Annotated in this window: 18 protein-coding genes and 2 pseudogenes; 10 read left to right on the top strand and 10 right to left on the bottom strand. The window is 59.9% G+C overall.

Going from position 1 to position 20,023, the window contains the following annotated elements; translation table 11 throughout:
- Nucleotides 1–277: 277 nt before the first annotated feature.
- The 3 genes and pseudogenes from ligD to ABIB00_RS29915 form a co-directional block, all read right to left on the bottom strand.
- Nucleotides 278–1,190 (bottom strand): annotated as a pseudogene (ligD, locus tag ABIB00_RS29925) (non-homologous end-joining DNA ligase); the annotation flags it as partial.
- A pseudogene (locus tag ABIB00_RS29920) lies at nt 1,190–1,775 on the bottom strand (alpha-ketoglutarate-dependent dioxygenase AlkB). The pseudogenes ligD and ABIB00_RS29920, both read right to left, overlap by 1 nt.
- A complete protein-coding gene (locus tag ABIB00_RS29915) occupies nt 1,762–2,004 on the bottom strand; it encodes a hypothetical protein (RefSeq protein WP_354052952.1) in 243 nt (80 codons plus the stop codon). The pseudogene ABIB00_RS29920 and the gene ABIB00_RS29915 overlap by 14 nt, the downstream one beginning before the upstream one ends.
- Before the next feature lie 520 nt (nt 2,005–2,524).
- Between ABIB00_RS29915 and ABIB00_RS29910 the strand changes: the two genes are divergently transcribed.
- Nucleotides 2,525–3,304, top strand: coding sequence for a Crp/Fnr family transcriptional regulator (locus ABIB00_RS29910; RefSeq protein ID WP_354106835.1), 780 nt, complete (start codon nt 2,525–2,527; stop codon nt 3,302–3,304).
- Nucleotides 3,305–3,437: 133 nt separating this feature from the next.
- The gene (locus tag ABIB00_RS29905; protein WP_354106834.1) at nt 3,438–4,016 is read left to right on the top strand and encodes a response regulator; all 579 of its coding nucleotides are present in this window, start codon (nt 3,438–3,440) and stop codon (nt 4,014–4,016) included.
- A 722-nt stretch (nt 4,017–4,738) separates the two neighbouring features.
- Here ABIB00_RS29905 and ABIB00_RS29900 read toward each other — a convergent pair.
- Nucleotides 4,739–4,942 (bottom strand): cold-shock protein, encoded by a 204-nt coding sequence (locus ABIB00_RS29900; RefSeq protein WP_354106238.1) that lies wholly within the window; start codon nt 4,940–4,942, stop codon nt 4,739–4,741.
- Nucleotides 4,943–5,394: 452 nt separating this feature from the next.
- Here ABIB00_RS29900 and ABIB00_RS29895 point away from each other — a divergent pair, with 452 nt between their 5' ends.
- Nucleotides 5,395–6,162 carry a Crp/Fnr family transcriptional regulator gene (locus ABIB00_RS29895; RefSeq protein WP_354106833.1) on the top strand — a complete coding sequence of 256 codons (768 nt, stop codon included), beginning with the start codon at nt 5,395–5,397 and terminating at the stop codon, nt 6,160–6,162.
- 5 nt (nt 6,163–6,167) lie between these two features.
- The gene (locus tag ABIB00_RS29890; protein ID WP_354106832.1) at nt 6,168–6,392 is read left to right on the top strand and encodes a DUF6894 family protein; all 225 of its coding nucleotides are present in this window, start codon (nt 6,168–6,170) and stop codon (nt 6,390–6,392) included.
- A 1,256-nt stretch (nt 6,393–7,648) separates the two neighbouring features.
- Here the strand turns inward: ABIB00_RS29890 and ABIB00_RS29885 are convergent.
- The 3 genes from ABIB00_RS29885 to ABIB00_RS29875 form a co-directional block, all read right to left on the bottom strand.
- On the bottom strand, nt 7,649–8,047 hold the full coding sequence (locus ABIB00_RS29885) for a hypothetical protein (RefSeq protein ID WP_354106831.1): 399 nt from the start codon (nt 8,045–8,047) through the stop codon (nt 7,649–7,651).
- 525 nt (nt 8,048–8,572) lie between these two features.
- A complete protein-coding gene (locus tag ABIB00_RS29880; protein WP_354106830.1) occupies nt 8,573–8,722 on the bottom strand; it encodes a hypothetical protein in 150 nt (49 codons plus the stop codon).
- Between the two features lie 1,060 nt (nt 8,723–9,782).
- Entirely contained in the window at nt 9,783–10,088 is a 306-nt protein-coding gene (locus ABIB00_RS29875; protein ID WP_354053337.1) for a hypothetical protein, read from the bottom strand.
- A gap of 753 nt (nt 10,089–10,841) precedes the next feature.
- On the opposite strand from ABIB00_RS29875, the gene ABIB00_RS29870 reads away from it, so the two are divergent.
- A complete protein-coding gene (locus tag ABIB00_RS29870; RefSeq protein WP_354106829.1) occupies nt 10,842–11,297 on the top strand; it encodes an H-NS histone family protein in 456 nt (151 codons plus the stop codon).
- Nucleotides 11,298–11,588: 291 nt separating this feature from the next.
- Here ABIB00_RS29870 and ABIB00_RS29860 read toward each other — a convergent pair whose 3' ends face one another.
- On the bottom strand, nt 11,589–11,822 hold the full coding sequence (locus ABIB00_RS29860; RefSeq protein WP_354106828.1) for a hypothetical protein: 234 nt from the start codon (nt 11,820–11,822) through the stop codon (nt 11,589–11,591).
- Nucleotides 11,823–12,496: 674 nt separating this feature from the next.
- Here ABIB00_RS29860 and ABIB00_RS29855 point away from each other — a divergent pair.
- Entirely contained in the window at nt 12,497–12,865 is a 369-nt protein-coding gene (locus tag ABIB00_RS29855; protein ID WP_354106841.1) for an outer membrane protein, read from the top strand.
- 157 nt (nt 12,866–13,022) lie between these two features.
- Here ABIB00_RS29855 and ABIB00_RS29850 read toward each other — a convergent pair whose 3' ends face one another.
- Nucleotides 13,023–14,303 (bottom strand): glycosyltransferase, encoded by a 1,281-nt coding sequence (locus tag ABIB00_RS29850; protein ID WP_354106840.1) that lies wholly within the window; start codon nt 14,301–14,303, stop codon nt 13,023–13,025.
- Nucleotides 14,304–14,531: 228 nt separating this feature from the next.
- On the opposite strand from ABIB00_RS29850, the gene ABIB00_RS29845 reads away from it, so the two are divergent.
- The 4 genes from ABIB00_RS29845 to ABIB00_RS29830 are packed head-to-tail and all read left to right on the top strand — an operon-like array spanning nt 14,532 to nt 18,846.
- The gene (locus ABIB00_RS29845; protein WP_354106827.1) at nt 14,532–15,779 is read left to right on the top strand and encodes an efflux RND transporter periplasmic adaptor subunit; all 1,248 of its coding nucleotides are present in this window, start codon (nt 14,532–14,534) and stop codon (nt 15,777–15,779) included.
- Entirely contained in the window at nt 15,776–16,507 is a 732-nt protein-coding gene (locus tag ABIB00_RS29840) for an ABC transporter ATP-binding protein (protein ID WP_354106826.1), read from the top strand. Before ABIB00_RS29845 ends, ABIB00_RS29840 begins: the two co-directional genes overlap by 4 nt.
- 9 nt (nt 16,508–16,516) lie before the next feature.
- Entirely contained in the window at nt 16,517–17,677 is a 1,161-nt protein-coding gene (locus ABIB00_RS29835; protein WP_354106825.1) for an ABC transporter permease, read from the top strand.
- Nucleotides 17,678–17,679: 2 nt separating this feature from the next.
- Nucleotides 17,680–18,846, top strand: coding sequence for an ABC transporter permease (locus tag ABIB00_RS29830; protein WP_354106824.1), 1,167 nt, complete (start codon nt 17,680–17,682; stop codon nt 18,844–18,846).
- Nucleotides 18,847–18,985: 139 nt separating this feature from the next.
- Here ABIB00_RS29830 and ABIB00_RS29825 read toward each other — a convergent pair whose 3' ends face one another.
- Entirely contained in the window at nt 18,986–19,579 is a 594-nt protein-coding gene (locus tag ABIB00_RS29825; RefSeq protein WP_354106823.1) for a hypothetical protein, read from the bottom strand.
- Nucleotides 19,580–20,023 lie beyond the last annotated feature (444 nt).

Here is a 20,023-nt window from a genome sequence, read left to right as displayed (position 1 = left end):
CTGAGGCACCCCGATGACGAGCCTGACGCACAAGCTTCCGCCGGATCGCAGCAAGATAAACCTGCAGGACAGGACCGAGCTGCACTACTGGCTCAAGCACTTCCGTCTGTCCCAGGAAGAGTTGCAAAGGGCGATTGATAAAGTCGGTAATTCGGCGGCTGCCGTCCGCAAGGAGTTGGCGGTTTAGCCGAAGGCGCGCGGTATGCTCGTGATCTTCAGGAGCGAGGGCCGAGCGCTTTACTATCAATTGGATGTTTTTCGTACTCACGCACGACTTTTCCGCGGGCTTGTCTTCGCGCAGGCCGAGATAGACCGGGTGCCTCATTTCGCCGGAGCTTGTCCATTCGGTGAATTTCACCTCGGCGACAAGCAGCGGCTTTACCCATGTGGTAACGGCCTCATCTTTCACTTTTTTTCCGAATGGTGATTTGGCAGTCTTCAGCTTAACGAGTTTTTTGTGAAGCTCCTCCAACGCTTCATGACTGAATCCCGTGCCGACATGTCCGATATATCGCCAGCCATTTTCTTCACGCAGCGCAATGGTCAGGGCGCCGAAGAACGGCCGCGTCCGCCGCGGAGCTGTGAAGCCCGCAATGACGACCTCCTGGCGCTTAGCGGTCTTGATCTTGAGCCACTCATCGGTGCGTGCGCCAGACAGGTATTTGCTGTCCGCGCGTTTTGCCATGATGCCTTCGAGACCCTTCCGCTCGGCTTCCTCGAAAAATTTTGTCCCAAATGTCTTCCGGTCGCGGCTGAACGCGATCAGCTTGTTTTTCGGGTAAAATGGCCTTCAGCCGCTTCTTGCGTTCTGTGAGCGGCAGACGACGAAGGTCTTCTCCATCCTTAAACATCAGATCAAACGCACAGTATTGCAGCTTCGCTTCATGGCGGAGCGCATTCTGCAGCAGCTGGAAATGAGAGACGCCGTCCTTTCCAAGAGCGACAAGCTCGCCGTCGATGACGGCGTCGGCTTTTACGCCCTCCAGCGCTTTCGCGACCTCGATATAGCTCTTGCTGATAATCTTGCCGTTGCGGCTGTAGAGAGTGACCTTGCCGCCTTCGATCTTTGCCACCATGCGGAAGCCGTCATACTTGTCTTCGAATATCCAGCCCTTGTCATCGAACGGCGCATCAGTGAGCGTCGCGAGCATCGGCTGCAGGCGCTTCGGAAATGTGGAGACGCGGGCCACTATGATGCGCGCCCTTCGACTACGTTGCGGAATGAAAGTGAGTAACGCAGGCTTTCGACGCCGGGAATGCTGTGGTGCCATTTGGTGCGCGAGGGACCCCGCAGAAGATAGATGGAGCGCGGCTCGGCAACGAGGTTCATTCGCTCGAATCCGTTTTTTTCTTCTACGGAGCCGGAACGTGCAGGGCGACAGGAGTGAGATGCCCACGACGTGGCCAAATACCGAGCGGTCCTTGTGCCAGCCGATGCCGGCGCCCGGCGCGTATTCCGTGACGAGAACCTGCTGAAAGCTACCGGAAGCGCTTCCGGCAAAGGTTTCGGCGCGGGCGCGAAGCTCGCTGAGGACTTCCGGCATATCTTCCGTCTTCGTAAGGCCCCCGCCGTTGAAATCGTAGCGCCAACCGAAGGAAACGGTCCGGCGCTTGCCGGTGAATCCGTGAAACTCAAATTCGCTGAACGGCAGGCGCTCGACATGACGCAGCAACGCGTGCTCCTCCTCGGGCACGAGAAAGTCCGGCTGATACTTCGTGCCTTCCGGAAGGTGGGGCGCTCCGAAGAGATCTAATGTGGTGCTACGTTCGCGCACTCGTCTTTTTCCGCGGCTTTGTTTTGGACGACTTCCGGTCACCGCGATGGACCTGCCCCGCCTTGGCCACCTTCTTAGCCTTCGTGCGGCGATCCTGTGAGAGCGAGCGGCTTACGTCGTCACTCTCCTTGATCTGGCCCTTGGCGACGCGGCGGATATACCGCTTGTCACCGTTCGGCTCGATCAGCTCGCGCCTCGCTGCGGCCCGCCATTTGGTAATTCGCTTCATATCGTCTCCCCAGTTGGTCTCTCCGTACCCAACTTCCCGCAAAGCCGCAGAGTTCCGTGTGCCGGGGCGCGCCCGCGCCCGGGTCTTCGTCCCGGCCATCCGGTGACGATCCCTCGCGCAGTAGCTGCGGTCGCCGGCCGCTCTACTTCGATGGAGAACAGATAATGGCCTGCGAACAGGCGGCGTTGCAGTCACCTTGCCCAAGCCCAAGGCAGAGGGCCGGTTAGGCATCTACAACACCATCGGTCGACCTTCGATTAATCCCGAGGTCAACGTGGTGGGGGCGTCTTGCCGCAGAGAGCCCGCGCATATACCGCACAAGGCGCGATGTTTTCAGCCGATCCCTGTTGGTGGCCAACCCATTCCGAACACACGAGAGTTACCACCAGGTGCCGAAGTCATGCCGGCGGTCTCGTCCGACTGAGGCACTGCCGCCCTACTCTACAGTCACGAGCCACTGCCGAAATAAACAACGTGTAGCGCCTCGTTGTGTTCACTTTCGCACCGTCAGTTCCCACAGATGGAACGTACATGTCGCCGGTTCTGCAAAGGCGGAGAAGAGCAGGTGGGTTCGGAAAGGGAGAATAGGGGTGCGAGCCGGCCCCACAGTAGACTACTCCGCCTTCTGAGCACGGATGATTTCACAGCGCTCCAACCCAATCTCGAGGAGATCGAGGGCCGTTCCGGCCAAGTGCTCTATCATCCGGGCGACCACGTGGAGAACGTCTATTTTCCATGTGGGCAAGCTCTGGTTTCGTTTGCGGTAGCGGTAGAAGAGGACCGAGACGTGCAGGCCATTATGGTGGGGAATGAAGGGGCAGTGGGTGGGATAGTCAGCCGCGGGTTTCTGCCAGCCTACTCCCGAGTCACAGTCAGACTTGGCGGCCCCTTAGTCAGGCTCTCAGTCCGCAAGCTGGCCGAAGCGCAACACCAGTCGCCTTCGCTGCGGCAATTGTTCGCACGATACGCTGACTGCTTCGTAGCACAGATCTTCCAATCGACGGCCTGCAATGCAGCACATTCTGTCGAGCAGCGTGCTGCGAAGTGGATCATCAGTGCGGTAGAGCACAGCGGCGGAAGCGAAGTGCGAGTGACGCATGAGCAACTTGCCGACTTTTTGGGAATAGGTCGGACGTATACGAGCCGGATCATCCAACAATTCAGGACTAGCGGTCTCATCGAAACCGGGCGCGGCACCCTCATTGTGCGCCAAATTGCGGCCCTCCATCAAAGGTCCTGCAAATGCAATTTTTGGGTAAAAAAGCATTTCGAAGAGGTCTTCACCGCGACCGATGAATGACCTCGCTGACGAACCGACCGTGTTGGATCGTCGGAGTAGCAAGGTCCCATTGATTCTGTCACGGGCGCTAAGAGCAAGGTGGGTCCCCCTAGGGGGATAACTGCACCCCGGAGCCATATTGAGGTTCACGCGCTTGAGCCGAACGCCGGCCTGGGGCCTCATCAAATCATTGGCGGGCGACGGAGTCTCTGGAACCAATTTACTTCAAACAGAAACCGAACTTTTCAGGACACAGGAGCTTCTCTCCAAACAGCAACTCGTGAGTCCCGCCATGTGCATACTGCCTCAGCTCGCGTTGGTGGTTGAAGATGATTCGGAACAGCGCGAAATCCTCGTCGAATCGCTTAAATCCCAAAACATGGACGTCATTCAGTGCGAGAGCGCAGAAGCGGCAGAACTGGTGACAGCCCGCCTCGGTGCGGACCTTGCGCTCCTCGTCGCGGATGTCGGACTGTCTGGAGGCGGGAACGGGATAGAACTGGCACAGTTCGCCCGTTCGAACTTTCCTGGAATGAATATTCTCGTTATTTCCGGGAATAGACCTGACTGGCTACCACCTGAAATGGGCTTTCTGCCAAAGCCGTTTTCACCGGCGGACCTTGTCGGAGCGCTGGTCTGTAGGCCCGTTGGACACAACGACCGCTTGCGCGAGAGTCCGCCCCACGGCGACGGATGGATCTACGAGATCAAGGCCGATGGACACCGCGCGTAGCTGCACCTGGATGTTGGGAGGTCACGGATGGTGTTTTCCAACCAGCACGGCGGGTAACAAGGGGGTCGGTGAAGTGGTCGGCGTATCACCGCGCGTTGTCGTTGGCGGGTCTCATTGTTTGTTCGTTATGTGCTGGTTCTGGCCGTCTGCGCGGCCCGGTGAAATTTTTCTGAAAAGTCGCGGCGTAACCCCCGCCATTATGCGGCCGGAAGTTAAGGCCCATGGTGAGAGAGATTGAGTCGGCCCCTCCCGGACCATGTTTGGGTTCTCATTTTGCATACAAACAAGGGACTTGGGGGCGTCGCCCTAGGCTATGGCTCGACGCTTCCGAGATACCACTACCCGGTCATGCTGCATTGTCCCTAAGGCTGTCTTCGTACCAAGCGTCGCCGAGGGGGCGACCAATGCGCAGGCGGCACTCCGTTACAAGCGGATGGCGCGTGCGTGGTCCGAATTAGCGACAGAACAGGATTGGCTCGACGGTTATCCGACACAAAGTGATCGGGCCGGCGAATTGGCGGCAGACGCGATCGATGGTTTGCTCGATCAAGATGCTAGCGCCGATGACGTCAAGGCTCGAAAGTGCCGACTCATAGATGGCCCAGCTGAGTTTCGGAAATCGCGCGTGGACAACTGTTGATCATCAGCCACGCGTCTCGTTGTGCCGAGGCGTCCTACCGACCTTCCGGACGTGGCAAACGCCGCCAACCCGCTTGGGTGTATCAGCCGATTCTTAGATTTTCCGCCGAGTCTTTACCGCGATTGTTCACGACGTCGAAGCTAACCTTGGCTCCCTCTGCGAGCGAGGTGAAACCAGCCTTCTCAACTGCAGAGATGTGAACAAAGACGTCCCTGCCGCCGTTGTCAGGTTGAATGAACCCGTAGCCCTTCGTCGGGTTGAACCATTTTACAGTCCCCATCGCCACGTCACGTCTCCATTTTTCAAAAACCAAAGCTAGTGCTCGAACTTTGACTAAAGAAAGGCTGGTCGCGACACGCGCCCGCGCCTTGGACCACCCGACACGATCGAACCGACGCGCGTCCGCATCAGTTCGCTAAGCGTAGGAGCAAACCTGAGAAGATGGACGGGCCGATGACTTGGGACAGGCTCCGCGTCGAAGCGGCATTTACCGACTTGCCGGCCGTGGTAATCGCGCCGTACCCCGCTAGACCGATGCGAAGGAACAAGTGAGATTTCAATGACCGAACTAAGACATGGGTGCCAGCTCAATTTCCGGGTTCAAGAACCGCCGGTTTCTGATTGGAACAGAGCCATATAGCGTGCGTTAACGTGCCACCACTGGCCAAGGCTTTGTCCGTAGGCGTCGGTGGCTGAGAGACCAAATGGGCTCCCGCCTGCATCGCACGGGAGCGTCCAATGCCGCATCAGAAGCTAATAGCGCGCCTACGCGCGGTGGTCGGTCTGTCTGAACAAGATCAACTTAGGCTCACACGCATACCATACAGGGTGAAATCCCTTGGAGATCGTGAATACGTCCTGCGCCAGGGCGACAAGCCTGGCGTCTGCATTGTTGTGATGAGCGGGCTTCTGTCTCGGCAAAAAGTGGTGAACGCTCGAAACCAGATTTCGTCGTTCTACATAGCCGGCGATATGCCCGACCTGCCTACCCTGCATCTGCCGGTCGCGGATTGTGATCTTTGCAGCGTGGGCAGTTCGACGATAGCCTCTATCCCCCATTCATATCTCAGAAAGACGATGACGGAATCGCCCGCGCTCACGCACGCTTTTTGGCGCGAGACGCTGATTCATGCTGCTATTTACCGCGAGTGGGTTGAGAATCTCGGATCGCGCCAAGCCTTGGGTAGAGTCGCGCATCTTCTTTGCGAGCTTATCACCCGCATGGAATTCGTTGGGCTGGCGGACAACGGCAGTTTCCGACTTCCGCTCACGCAGCAAGATGTTGCCGACGCATGTGGGCTTTCAATCGTGCATGTGAACAGGACGATCCAGGAACTCAGGCGTGAGGGCCTGATTGAATGGCAGAACCAAACCGTGACTCCGCTCCGCCCACAGAAGCTTATGGATGTAGCCGAGTTCAGCGCTGAATATCTTCATGAGCTGAATTCGAGCGAAGGATCAAAGCTCAGCAAAGTTTTTGGAACGTCCCCACCCGGACTGATTTAGCCGGCATGGCCCGATACCACTTCGACTACCATGAAGCGGAACTCGTTACCGTAGACCGCGCGGGCGAGGAATTCGAGAGCATTGATGCGGCTCGAAAGATGGCGACGATCGCATTGGGCGAGGCCGTGCGCGACTTCACTTTTGCTGGTCGGCCTGGGAGGATAACTATTCTGGTCAGGGACGACATTGGCCCTGTTTTGAGTGTCTCTGCTACTATCGAGCAGACTTGAACAAGAATCCCCTCGATTGCATCTGTTGCCGGTTCGGTTGCGTCTAGTGGAGCGTTGTGAATATCAGTCATTTTGAAACCTTTGTTCTGATGTTCTTCATCAACTGCGCCCGAAGTACGAGCGCGACCTCGACCGGCTCGCGGTCGCCAGCGATTGGCCGGCGGCAGACGAGGCGCCACGCGATACCCCCCAACATTTGGTTTGCAGACGCGCGTGAAACTGGGGGCGAGCGGTGAGCAAGGACGGATCGTGGCTGAAAACTGCCATTCCCCTCCCCCCTTACACCGTGCTCTAACCCGCATGGACCTTCGCGGCGCCAATTGCGCCGTTGCGGACGCGCGTGGGATGATTTTCGCCGGCAAGCTGACGCACAAGTAATACAAAAATTATGTGGCACATCTCTCGTTTGGAGATGCTCGAGAAAAATGCCGATGTCTCCAGGGGCCCGGTTGGGGGCGAATGACGGTAGCCTCAGTTTCGGCCATGAAGACCACCAGCAAAGGCCCCCAGAAGAGGCCCTGCATTCTTGTTCAGGTTTCCTGGTGTTGATGAGGTTCACCTTCACCGAGTCCGAGCCATGGCGCATAGGCCGATCTGCACGTTCTGGAAGTTCAGCAGCGGCGGCAAATCGATCACGGTGGTCGCCCTGATAATTAAAGCGGCCGCCCCCATAGGCCCGTGGCCGCGGGGTTGAAGGGGGGAAGACACCGAGAACGATGTTACTCAGCTCACTCGCCTCCCACAAAGGCACACTTCACGGTTCTGCCGGTAGCCTTCTTCAGCACTGCAGCTAGTAGCAACGCTGGCGTGGCTGTAGGTTATCGCCAAGACGGTGATTGCAGTCGGAGGCTGGCTGCTGTTCTAAAATAGTTCGACGAGTTGCAGAAACTCGCAGGCGGCACAAACAATCATTCCCCACAGCGCAAAGTTTATCTGCAGAGCTGCTACCATGCTTCCTCCCCGTCGGCCGAGCTTGCTGCTACGGTTGATGGTGCACTTGCATTTTCACCATTTCTCGAATCTACACCGATTCGAACGTCTCAACCGCCGCAAGAATACTGGGCGGACTTCTCGATGAAACACGGCAGAACTTCAGGTTATGCACCCGCCCTCTTCCGCATCACGGCAAGACGTTGCGCAGGCGCAACAGCCTTCCATGTTCCGCTTCGGAACAGATGTTTTGGGACTCAACCCGCAAACCAGGTTCTGGAATGATCGCCAACAGCCGGGGCTGGAAGTGTCCATTCCGTAAGCACTCAATTTTCCCGGGAAAATAAAGGCCGCAGGAGATGAGCTGATCCTGCGGCCTTTTTCATCTCAGCGGCGGATGTGGCAATCTCAGGAGCGGAGGGCGGAGAGTGTTGCTCGCTTGAAAGGAAAAGCTCGCCGAGCAACTTGGAGCTACCGAAGACGCCGATCAGCGAAGCGATATCGAACGCCAGCTTGAACAGGTCGATAACGCTACAGTTGTTGGGCGTACCGGGCGAATAAGGACTTCGTGCGGCTACCGCACTGGCCTGCTCGCGCGGTTCATTTCCGTTCGCCAGCTCTTCTGGCCGATGCTTCGCCTTGAAGTTCTCCCAGGCGACCTTGAAGCCGCGCTTGGCTTCATCGAGCGAGCCAGCTTCCCCGAACGGCAGACCGGGAAGCGTCACGATGCATGTCCACAGCTAAAGTCCAAGGGAGCGTTCGCTCGCGTAGCGGATGCGCCCGATTAGCTGCCGATCCTCGTGGACCGTGTAATCATCGAGGCCGATCATCCGCAGCGTCATCATTGTGGCATTGCCGTTGGCTAGGAACGAACTTAAACCGCGACTGCTTGAAAGTTGCCAATCAAAGCTCCCGGACCTGCAGCCGATGCCCTTTCCGCAGTTACCGCACTGGCTTATGATTGCAGGGGCCCTGCTGGTGGCGGCCGGCTTTATTGGAATGTTAGGCAGCAGAAGAAATCGGAGCGAAGTTGATCGGCCTTCGGACGAGCCGACTGACCCGCCATCGTCGCCGGTCATTGAATCCAAATCGAAAAAGAGCCAGCTGGCGGGGCGGCCCGGCGATAACCCTAGCCCGCAGCCACACAAGCGCTGGGGCCGTTCTCTCCGCCGACTAGCGGGCGCCCCAAGCGTTGTAGATCAGAAAGGCCGCGACGATCGGGAGGACCGCTGACCCCCGTCGAGCGCCGTCTATTCCTGGTGCGATGCGCTCAATTTGGTGCGGAATTCGACAATGTCTTTGAGTAGCTGGTCACGGCCCAGCTGCTGTGGAAGTCGACGAGCACCCGCTTCAAGCTGTTCGGCCTGCGCTCTTAACTCCTCCCGTGCGTTCTCGCTCATTTCCTCGTTCCGAGTCGGGCCCATGGCTTCATCTACTTTCGTGAAGTGGCTCTTTCCGCGGCTAACGCAAAGACCCCAGATCCGGGCTGAGGTCGGAGCTGGGGTCCAAGCGTACCAAAGGATCGCTCGGGTGTGCGAGGTCCGAACAGTGACAGCCTGAACCTCAGCTCCTAATTTATCGTTACGATTGGAATACGTTGCGCACCACCAGGACGGGCCGAGGTTCGCGGGTCGACAGCTACTAGGAATCGATAATTTGCGATGTACTTACGATGGCGCTTTAATGGCGGCATGTCCCGTCCTGTCCGACGCCACACGCCTACGCACGCTGACGGCCGACCGCTCAAGATCACATTTGGTGAGATGCGCGAGATGGGCTACGCGGCGTCCTGATCTACTGCCATTGCGGTCACCATGTTGCTCTTAGCGCCGATCGCTGGCCGGACGACGTTCGCTTCTCTGATATAGAGCCGCGGTTCGTTTGCGGTGGATGCGGCAACCGGAGTTCTGAGGTCAGACTGAATTTCAGCAGTGGCAGGCCGCCGCAATTTGCGATCTGTAGCGCTCGTTAGAGGAACGAACGCGCAGAGGAAAACTTGGAGGTTTGCTAGCGCTCGGAGCGGCCCCGGCCGGCAATCTCCACCCCGTAAAGCCGGGGCCTCTCTCGCGGTCGCCGGAGATAGTCGGCCCCTTGCTTAGGAGGTCCGCACCTGAATCCGTAGCACGGGACCGCGCTGCCGCCGACCGCGGGCCCGTCGTGCATGCGCGTCCATGAGACGCAATAAGCCAAAAGCTATGTGGGGGCGACCCGGGTTCTAGCCCGCCCGGGAGAGCCTCCGGGTCGCTTCGTCTCTCACCAACGAGTCAAGTCGATTCAATTGACCAGCGAGTGCAGGCGCGCGGAACCTTTGTGCGTGTGGCAATTCGGCTATACCGGCGTGAACTCATCGATCTCGGGGCCGCGTCAACTAACCCGCCCTGTGTACGCGCATCGGTGGCGTAATTTCACGTCTGCCGAACCGTGCGGTTCGAGCTTAAAATCGAAAAGCCCCCAGCGTCATCAGACCGTCCAGCTGCGCGGCTCGTCGCGCACCTCTTCATTGTGCGCGGCCATCGGGATAGCTGCAGGTGAGTCGGCTCGCACGGCCGCGGGAAGCTTCTCCACGTCAACTTGGGGCGGCACGGAGTGCTCGGGCGTGAGCTGGCTGGTAGGAAAATCCGCGACGGGTCGCGCCGGCATCAGGGCCGGCTTGCTCGCCTCGGAAAAAGGAGCGGCATCAACCACCTTGAGTTCGCGTGCTGGCGGCGTCGGCGGAGCCCGATCCACGGGCGAAGAGGGTAGCAACTCCACGCGCGCATCGATCATCGGGCTCGACCTTTGCTGCGCGGCCTGGTTCTCGACGGGACTAGCGGCGCGGGCGGCCACACTACCGTGAGCTGGCTTTCGCACCGTCGCGGTGCCTTCGGCTAGGAACCAGCATTTGCGGTGGCCGTCCCGCCGATAGACCCAGTGTTGGCGTGGCCAGGTGAGCTGCCGGCCCGCGGCAAGCGTTCCGGCTGCAACGATGAGGTTGTAGCGAGCTCGCGCGGAGCAATATTGAACAAGTCGGTAAAAGGGTCGGAGCACGCTGGTGTCGACGAAAGGCCTCCGACAAGGACCAAACCGGCCAAGTAAAATTGCAAATGACGCGACATCGAAAATTCCCGGTGTTGCGCCCCTACTCGGCACGAGCCTTCGCGGCGACATGGGCCCCATGCGGCTTAAATCTGGCAACGTGATGGATTAATTGTGCTCCTGGCCATCCGAGTTAACAGCCATCCAACACTCTTCGATTGCAACACGCGGCAGCGCATTCATTAAATCGAGCCACATGCGTTACGTGGGGCGTCGATCCCGCTCGCGATCCGCGACGCGGCCGCCCGGTTAATCACTGTCGCTCCGGTGTTTGCGCTCACCTTCGCAATGGCAATGTGAAAGCGCAACTGGTCGAGCGGTAGGTTGTGGATGATACGATGCCGGTGTGCGGGCCTGAGTGAGGATTCGCCTCGCACCAAATTAAATGCTCCGTCACGATATTACCGCCATCGCGCCTTTCTCCCGTTCTACCTCCTCATTTAAATGTGGATTGCACGACGACTATTTAACTCATGGCTTGTCTGCTCCTTCATTCCCGACTTGTCTGCCTGGGCCTTCTCCCAAGAATTGGATCGAGCGATGAACACCGAGCATTTCAATTCGCTTTCCCTTGACGAGCTTTGGATACTTCACCAACAGGTCGCCGCCACCCTCAGTCAGAAAATTTTGGTGCAAAAAGCACGGTTGGAGGAGCGGCTCCACAAAATTGGACTGGTCGAGAAAGCTGTACGGTTCGATCGTAAGCGCCGTCCATACCCGCCCGTTCGCCCCAAATATAGCAACCCAAAGAACCCGGCGGAGACATGGTCCGGCCGCGGCAGACTGCCTCGGTGGCTGCGGCCGCAGCTTCGAGGTGGCCGGAAGTTGGACGATTTCCTAATCGACGCGCCGCGAAATCTAACTCGGGAAAAGGCGTACGCGCGAGCCCCTACCCTCTAAGGGACGACGACAGAGTAGGCGCCAGCCGATCGCCCCCGGGAAGCTGTTGGCGACGCTCAACGCGAGGCTCTCCTCGGTTTCGAGAGCAATTTTCTGGGCAAGCGTGAAGTCGCCCTGGGCCAAGCCACCTAATGGGACGAAGCAGCGCCCCGGCCGGCCCGGCAGCCGACGGAGTTTGGCCTGTAGACCGAGATCCGGACAGACCGCGAGGCTTTGTCGCAAGAAGACCGCCAGCTGTGAACGAGAGACCGCGAGTTGAGGCGGTGGCCCAAAAAGGGAAGCGGGATTGGGTCAGCGACGATCTGGACGCACGTGGAGGGGCACGACTTTATCCATGTCGCTGTGACCGGAGCGCCAGCTTTGCAGCTTCACCACCTGCTCGAGTTCGAGAGCCTCTATGGCGAGCTCATCTGCCAAGCGTTCGAAAAGTGCGCGCTTTTGCGGGTCGCTCGATCGCCTGCTCATAAGGCTCAGATCCACGGCGTCGGCGCGGAGCTTCTCCAATCTTTCCCTGAGGTCCTTCATGGTATCGGCCCAGGTCCTAAACCCACTCAGTGCGGGTGGCGTTCTGCAGGTCAACGACGGAACATGCTATTGGTTCTTCGTTAACTGTTCGTTAGGCCGACATACGTGAACGAGAGCCCGCGCCCGTTTATAAATCTATGAGCTTTGCCTGGCGTCCGTCTGCAAGCGGCCCGGCATTTATTCCGATCTAATGCTTGAGTGACCACAGGTGGTCACGAGCAGCATGGTCCGGCTGCATTGCCAATCGGATCCCAACATTGGTTCAAAGACTCCACGAGCTCGCAGCCGCCGCGGAGCCGTCCAAAGAGCCAGCGTACCCCCTCAATGCACCGCAACCTTAGCCAAGCTGGACCAGTTTGTTCTGGGGTGCATCCGCCGGAGGCGCCGCGACCAGATCCCAGACCAATTCCGTTGAACGGGCGACGAGCGGCCCAGGCGGATTCAACCCCTCAGACCTGTCCGGGCCCGCCAGCAACGGCGGCGGCTTCATCGATCTGTTCGCGGGCGGCGATCTCCAAGTCTAGCGCCTTGTTCTTGGCGGACAACTCGAAGCCAGCATTGCCGATCTGAACTTCAGTTCAACGGGTACGCGGGCCTATAGCTATTTCGACGCCGGCGGTCCAACAGGCGCCACCGCTACGGGCGATTACAGGCCGTAGGTCACGGCTCGGTGGCTGGCCTCCGCGCTGCTTCGGGCCGGCGTTCTCCTGGACGACAACACCCTTCTATACGGGCTTGGCGGCTGGACGTTCGGCGGGTTCGAGGCGCGCAACGTCACCGATAATGCCTTCTACCAGCCCAACGCGACCTTCTGGGCCAACGGTCCGACCGGGGGCGTCGGCATCGAGCGCAAGCTGGATTCGAACTGGCGGTTGAGAGCCGAATATCGTTACACCTGGTTCGACGGCGCTCGGACACAGGACCAATACGCTTTCACGTCCGGGAGCGCGACCACGCAGACCTACGCACGCTCGACCCTGTATGACCAGTCCATGCAGTCCGGCCGGATCGGGTTCGCCTATGCGTTCACCCCCTTGAGATAACGAAGGCGTCTCATTGAGCGCGAGATAGTCAAATGAAATGAATCTATTCGGCGTGGGCCAGTCACTGCCTGAGCGCTGATTCCGCTCGATATTGCCCACCATTCCGAGATCAAACCGGTACACCCAGGCGAGATCGTCGGAATCCCTATCTGCTGCTTCATCCCAAGTTGCTCTGCGCAAATGCTGCCGGTCTGCATCCCGCGTGCTTGGCGGCCAGCCCTTCGAGGAGGGCTACAGTGATTGTCAGGCTCTGGCTCGGCGAGGTCATCTGATTGCCCACCTCGCGCGCCCGAGCGACGCATCCTGGCCCCAGAACGGTCCGCAGGTCGTCGTGAAGGGTCTCCCGAGTCATGGCGGAGAAACGACGCGAGGTACCGACCCCCAGGCGTTTGATCTGTGAAGCCCACACCGGCTGGTCGGCGCCGACCCAGAGTACAAGAGTTGGGACGCCGGAGCGCACGCTGGCGGCAGTGGTGCCGGCGCCGCCATGGTGAACGACGGCCCGGCAGCGCGGTAAGAACTCGGCGTGGTTCACCGAACGCACGATCATGACTTCCTTTGTGGGGGCTATGTCTTCAAGGGGCAAGACTCCTGAACAGATCAGTGCACGCTCACCGAGTTCCTGGCACGTGTTTATAATCAGCGCAAAGGTCTCGGCCGGTTTGTCGACCGGCATACTGCCGAACCCGAAGTAAATTGGGGGGCGGCCAGCTCCGATCCAGGAATTCACGCGATCGTCGGAATGGGTGGCGAATTCCAGAGTCATCGCGCCGACCAAAGGTCTCTTCCAGCCCCATTGCTCCTGGAGCCCGGGAAAGAACACCTTGTCGTAAGCTTGAATTTCCAGCGCACCGTATTCGACGATTCGGCGCACGGCACGAATTTTGGACTCCGGAAGTCCCAAGGCCTGGCGCTGTTCATCGTAAGCTGGCTTCATCAGGCGCCAATGCGACCACTCGGCGACTGACCACAAGGGCTCGATTAAACTCGGGGGTAATTGAAAAGGCAGGATGTGGTTGTTCGCCCTGACGGGGAAGTAATGCAGGGCGGCAAGCCGGACGCCTTGGGCCTCGGCGACATTGGCGGCTACCTCTTGATAGGTCGTACCACTCAGTATCAAATCAGCGCCGGCCGCCAGCTTGGCTAAGGTCTCGCTCATCTCGGCCCAGCCGTCGGTGAGGTACTCTCGAGCCTGCCGCAAGACCTTGATGGGATTGCGCAACTTAAACCAGTCGTGGAAAACCTCCGCCTCCAGTTGCTGTTGGGAGTCGGGGCCGTAAGACTGCACGGAGAATAAACCAGCCGACTCGGCGAATTCGACGAGATTGGGAGGCACGGCCATCTTCACTTCGTGACCGCGGCGCTGCAATTCACGTGCAACGGCAGCCGCAGGCTCGATGTCTCCTCGTGTCCCGTGTACTGCGACGGCGAACTTTATGGTCCCGCTCCGGTTTTCGCGGCTTCAACTTATGGCAATCGCTTTGGCGTGGGTGCCATCGGCTTTATTTCAGGGTTTAGAGAAGATTTGGAGAATACGAAATCATAGGTGTCAAGAGCCGCCTTTAATGCTAATGGACAATCGTCAAGTTGCACGGCCTAGGGCTTTCTCAACGAGATATTTTCTTCACAATCTGCGCTGCATTGCTCGGAAATCGATGATGAAACGATGACTTTGCCCCAAACCCTGAGCGATGGCGTACCCGTCGCCTCCGATCTATCCGCGCTTGCGATCGACCGCAGCGCCGGCACGCGGCGTCGCAGACAATTGCGCCGCGTCCTGGTTCGGGTCCTTCTCCTCGCCATGCTCGTCGGCATTGGGGTCGCCACGTGGGTGTGGCGCCGGCATGCACAGATCGTCGTCGAGACGGCGGTCGTCTATTCTGTCTATCCGTCGCAAGCGCTGACGCTGTTGAACGCGACCGGGTACGTGGTTGCGCAACGCAAGGCATCCGTCGCCTCGAAGGCGACAGGCCGTCTCGAATGGTTGGGTGTACTCGAAGGCAGCAAGGTGCACGCGGGTGAGGTGATCGCCCGGATCGAGAGCAGCGACACGCAGGCGATGCGCGACCAGTCAGCCGCTAACGTGCAGGTCGCGGAAGCCAACCTCGCTCAGGGGCGGGCGGAGCTCACGCAAGCGGAAATCGCGTTCAGGCGCTCCGAGGCCCTCGGCGAGAAGAACATCATAAGCGATTCGATGCGCGAAAGCGCTGAGGCACGCCTCGCCAAGGCGCGAGCGGCGTTTGCCGGGTACGAGGCCGGCATCGTCGCTGCACAGGCCAATCTCCGCGTGTCCGACGTTGCCGTCGGCCAGAGCGTTATCCGGGCGCCTTTCGACGGCGTTGTCCTCACGCGGCACGCCAACGTAGGGGACACGATCACACCGTTCTCGCAGGCGGTCGACACCAAGGGCGCGGTCGTCACCATCGCCGACATGGAGTCACTTGAAGTGGAAGCCGACGTGGCGGAGTCGTCGTACCTGAGCATCCATGTGGGGCAACCGGTGGAGATCCAGCTGGATGCGATCCCCGGCGAGCGCTTCGAGGGCCTGGTTAACCGGATGGTGCCGACCGTGGATCGCGCCAAGGCGTCTACCCTCGTGAAAATCCGGTTCCTGCAGCGCGACTTGCGGATGCTTCCGGATATGAGCGCCAAGGTGGCTTTCCTCGAGCGCGAAGTAGCCGAATCCGAGCGCAAGCCTGTTCTTGCGGTGCCGATGGCGGCCGTCTTCGAGGTGGACGGACGACAGCGCGTCTACGTCATCGAGGACGGCAAAGCTCGCCTGCGGAGCGTGGATCTCGGCGCGAAGGTGGGCGACCAGATCGAGGTACATGACCTCAACGCCGGCACGCGAGTGGTGGTCCGACCGCCGGAAGATCTTGTTGACGGGCGCGCAATCAAGCAGGCCGCGAAGTGACCTTGCTTCACGTCTCCGATGCGCCGGCGGGGGAAGACGTGCTTATCGCGCTGAGCGACGTGAGCAAGAGCTACCGGCGCGGCGGGCACATCGTCCCAGTCCTTTCCAAACTCACATTCGACATCCGTCGTAAGGAGTTCCTCGCCCTGATGGGCCCGTCGGGGTCGGGCAAGTCGACACTGCTCAACCTGATCGCTGGCATCGACAGCCCGGATCAAGGCTCGATCGAGGTGGGTGGCGAGGACATCACGCTCCTTCCGGAAGGCGATCTCGCTGACTGGCGCGCGGCGAACGTGGGCTTCATCTTCCAATTCTACAACTTGATGCCTGTGCTTTCAGCGCTGGAGAACGTCGAGTTGCCTCTCACGCTCACGAGCCTGGGGCGGCGCGACCGCCGAGACCGCGCGCAACTCGCGCTCAGTCTCGTTGGCCTCAGCGATCGCGTCAAACATTTGCCCTCGGAGCTCTCGGGCGGACAACAGCAGCGCGTCGCGATCGCGCGGGCGATCGTCACGGACCCGACGATGCTGGTGGCCGACGAGCCGACGGGCGACCTTGACCGGCAGTCCGCGGAGGAGGTGCTTGAGATCATGCAGCGGTTAAACCTCGATATGGGCAAGACGATCGTGATGGTGACGCATGATCGCCGCGCGGCGTCGCGTGCGAAGCGCATCATGAGTCTGGAGAAGGGCGATCTTTCCTATCTGGTGGAGCAGCGCCTTGAGTGATTGCCAATCATGAGCCAATGGCTCACTCTCGTGGTGCGTAACGTCTTGCGCAACCGACTCCGCACGTCCCTAACGCTCGTCGGGCTCGTTGTTGCGATCCTCGCCTTTGGTGTGCTCCAGACCGTCGTCAAAACTTGGTACGCGGGGGTGGAGGGCGCCGTTCCTTCGCGGCTGCTGACCCGCAACGCCATCTCTTTCGCGCTGCCGCTGCCACAAGCCTATCACAAGCGCATCAGCGCTGTCGAAGGTGTGCGGCGCGTCACCTACATGAGCTGGTTCGGCGGCATTTACAAGGATCCGAAGAACTTCTTTCCCCAGTTTGCGATCGATGCGGCGAGCTATCTCGATATGTTCCCCGACATCGTTGTTTCGAACAAGGTGCGGAGCGCCTTCCTGGGCGACCGCCGCGGAGCGATTGTCGGACGCAAACTCGCCAACCGCTACGGCCTCAAGCCAGGCGATGTGATTCAGCTGCGCGGGACGATTTTCCCGGGCAACTGGGAGTTTGTGATCCGTGGCGTCTTTGACGGCCGAGACCGCAAAACCGACACCTCGCAGCTTTTCTTCCACTGGGACTACTTGAACGAAACACTCCGTGTGCGCTCCAAGGCACAAGCTGACCAAGTTGGCATCTTCGCCGTGGAAGCTGTCAGCATCAATCGCGTCGCGGACGTCAGTCAGGCAATCGACGGCGTGTTCCGAAACTCGCTTGCCGAGACGCTCACCGAGACTGAGCGCGCTTTCCAGATCGGCTTCATGAAGCAGACCGAGGCGATCCTGATTTCCATTCGTATCGTCTCGTTCGTGGTGATCTTCATTATCTTGGCCGTTATGGCAAACACCATGGCGATGACGGCGCGCGAGCGGTTCCGCGAGTATGCCACGCTGAAGGCCATTGGCTTCAGCCCAGGCTACGTAGCACGATTGATCCTTGGGGAATCCGTCGTGTTGGCATTGATCGGCGGTGCGATCGCCATCGGGCTCACGCCCCCGGTTGCCGCGCGCCTTGCCGAGCTCTCCGCGACCCTCTTCCCAACACTGATCGTAAGCGTCCGCACCGTCATATTTCAGGCACTTGCGGCGTTGGTGGTCGGGGTGCTCGCCGCGGTCTTGCCGATGCGCCAGGCAGCCCGTGTCAACATCGTCAATGGTCTTCGGGCGTTGGGCTGACCATGCCGTTACTGCTCGCCTACAGCTGGCGTAACCTGCACGTGCGCAAACTCACCAATTTGCTCACCGCGACAGGCATGGCCCTCGTGGTGTTTGTCTACGCTGCCGTGCTCATGCTTGACTCCGGTCTCAAGCAGACGCTCGTTGCAACCGGCGAAGACACGAACGTTATCTTCGTACGCCGCTCTGCGGAAGTCGAGATCCAGAGCCTGATCGACCGTCGGCAGGCCAGGATCATCGAAAGCCAGCCCGAGGTTGCCATCGGGGCCGAAGGCGCGCCGCTTGTATCGAAGGAAGTGGCTGTGCTGATCACACGGCCAAGGCGCAACGCCAAGCAGGCGAGCAACGTTTTGATCCGCGGCGTTGGCCCAGCCGCTCTGGCTGTGCGTCCGCAGCTGCGGGTCGCCGAGGGGCGCATGTTTCGTCCGGGATCGAACGAGATCGTGATCGGCGGAGCGCTCGCAGGGCGTTTCGAAGACGTCGAGATTGGATCGAGCCTCAGGTTTGCTCAACGGGAGTGGAAGATCGTAGGCCGGTTCAACACGGGCGGCAGCGGGTTCGATTCCGAGATCTGGAGCGATAGCGAGCAGCTCATGCAGTCGTTCCGGCGAGACGTTTTCTCTTCGGTGACGGTGCGGCTCGCTGATCGCTCCAGCTTTGATGCGCTCAAGGCGCGCCTCGAAGCGGACCCCCGCCTTACCATCGAAGCCAAGCGCGAGCGCATCTTCTACGAGGAGCAGTCGCACTTGCTCTCCGGGTTCATTCAGGTTCTCGGGATGACGCTCTCGGTGATGTTCTCGCTCGGCGCGGTCATTGGCGCGACGATAACGATGTACGCGGCCGTGGCCAGCCGCATGATGGAGGTAGGGGTCCTGCGCGCGCTCGGGTTCCGACGCTCGCGCATCCTCGTTGCTTTCCTTGTTGAGGCGCTGCTGCTCGCGCTCGTCGGCTGGGTCATTGGGCTTTTGTTCGCATCGCTCATGATGCAGGTGAAGATCACGACACTCAACTGGACCTCGCTCTCCGAGCTCGCATTTCGGTTTGTACTGACGCCCGGGATCGTGCTGCGGTCGCTCGTCTTCGCGCTCGTGATGGGCTTCCTCGGCGGTTTCCTGCCGGCCGTACAGGCCGCCCGCATGAAGATCGTCGACGCGCTGCGCGTGGCCTGAGCGTTCGGCAACCGCTTTGGCCGCCATACGGTGCATCTTCGCGCTCAAGAGCAGCGCCCCAGCTTTCAGGAATGCGCGGCGGCGATCAGGGTGAGACCATCCTGATGGTCGCGCTATATGCTTTGTTGATCGGTTACCGTCAACTGACCGTCCCGCACAGGCCCATATCCGCGAGCGCATCGCGCACCAATGGCACCAACTCGGCGCGGGTCGTTGCGCGGTCTGGCACGTAGCCGGACACAGTGAAGTACAGCCGTTCGCCGACACCGTAGCACCCGATAAATAGCACTCCACCCAGCCGTTCGAGCTCCGAGGCTGTATAGCGCTCCAGAAGGGAAAGCTGCAAAAGCAATGCCTCGCCGCAGGGGCGGTTCATCTCCAGCGGCAATTCGCCGATGAGACTGCATCCAACGGCCAGGTCCGTCCCGAGCGCCTCCCGTTCCAGATGACGCGCGAGCCACAGCGGCACATACGGAATCAGCGGAAACAACGGCGACACGTCATCACCGTGCCGGATCAGCGACGCCAGCGCAGCCGTGACATCTCGCTGTAAAGCGTGCGGATAGTTGCGGCACGCATCGGGGTCCGCCATCACCGCGATCGACCGCAGCGCGTTGCCGCGCCGGTCACCTGAATGGCGGTCGCTGACCGGCAGCACCAGCTTCACGCACCCTGAGGCGTCGACGCGGCCCATCCGGAAAGCAAGCCGTGCTGCGAACGCCATGATCAGCATGTTACTTGCCACGCCCAGATCCGACGCACGCTGTTGGCACGCTCCTGCGTCCATGACCACCTGCACGAGCGGAACATCCGCAGTCGGCTCCAAGTGGTCGTGGCTGCTTCGAGCGGGGAAGCGCGAACGCGACAAGCCTGCCCTCCCCTTGCGCGACCGCCGCACGAGAGCCACCAGAGCGCGCCAAACGCCAGGCAGGGCGCGCAAGCTCTCAACGCTGTCGCGCGCCAGCATCACTGGAGACCATCGCCAAGATGGGGGTGGGAATCCATGGTCGAGGCGTCGACCAGCCACCGCGTCAGCGATGGCCTGATTGGTGGCTTGCATGTCAGCGATCGTATGCGACACCAGCATCGTCAGCGCGCAGCCACCGCCCTCCAGCGCTTGGACTGCCAGGCGCCAGCCTGGTCCGCGCTCGGGATCCACAGGGAGATCGAGCAGCAC

Source organism: Bradyrhizobium sp. LB14.3 (genome assembly GCF_040547985.1).
Classification (GTDB): domain Bacteria; phylum Pseudomonadota; class Alphaproteobacteria; order Rhizobiales; family Xanthobacteraceae; genus Bradyrhizobium.
This window is presented reverse-complemented; position numbering and strand designations above follow the sequence as displayed.

Coding starts and splice junctions, on each gene's coding strand:
- ABIB00_RS29915 (WP_354052952.1), bottom strand. CDS start 2,004: ATGAAGCGAATTACCAAATGGCGGGCCGCAGCGAGGCGCGAGCTGATC.
- ABIB00_RS29910 (WP_354106835.1), top strand. CDS start 2,525: ATGGAACGTACATGTCGCCGGTTCTGCAAAGGCGGAGAAGAGCAGGTG.
- ABIB00_RS29895 (WP_354106833.1), top strand. CDS start 5,395: ATGCCGCATCAGAAGCTAATAGCGCGCCTACGCGCGGTGGTCGGTCTG.
- ABIB00_RS29890 (WP_354106832.1), top strand. CDS start 6,168: ATGGCCCGATACCACTTCGACTACCATGAAGCGGAACTCGTTACCGTA.
- ABIB00_RS29880 (WP_354106830.1), bottom strand. CDS start 8,722: ATGAGCGAGAACGCACGGGAGGAGTTAAGAGCGCAGGCCGAACAGCTT.
- ABIB00_RS29875 (WP_354053337.1), bottom strand. CDS start 10,088: ATGATCGATGCGCGCGTGGAGTTGCTACCCTCTTCGCCCGTGGATCGG.
- ABIB00_RS29870 (WP_354106829.1), top strand. CDS start 10,842: ATGTGGATTGCACGACGACTATTTAACTCATGGCTTGTCTGCTCCTTC.
- ABIB00_RS29860 (WP_354106828.1), bottom strand. CDS start 11,822: ATGAAGGACCTCAGGGAAAGATTGGAGAAGCTCCGCGCCGACGCCGTG.
- ABIB00_RS29845 (WP_354106827.1), top strand. CDS start 14,532: ATGACTTTGCCCCAAACCCTGAGCGATGGCGTACCCGTCGCCTCCGAT.
- ABIB00_RS29835 (WP_354106825.1), top strand. CDS start 16,517: ATGAGCCAATGGCTCACTCTCGTGGTGCGTAACGTCTTGCGCAACCGA.
- ABIB00_RS29830 (WP_354106824.1), top strand. CDS start 17,680: ATGCCGTTACTGCTCGCCTACAGCTGGCGTAACCTGCACGTGCGCAAA.
- ABIB00_RS29825 (WP_354106823.1), bottom strand. CDS start 19,579: ATGCTGATCATGGCGTTCGCAGCACGGCTTGCTTTCCGGATGGGCCGC.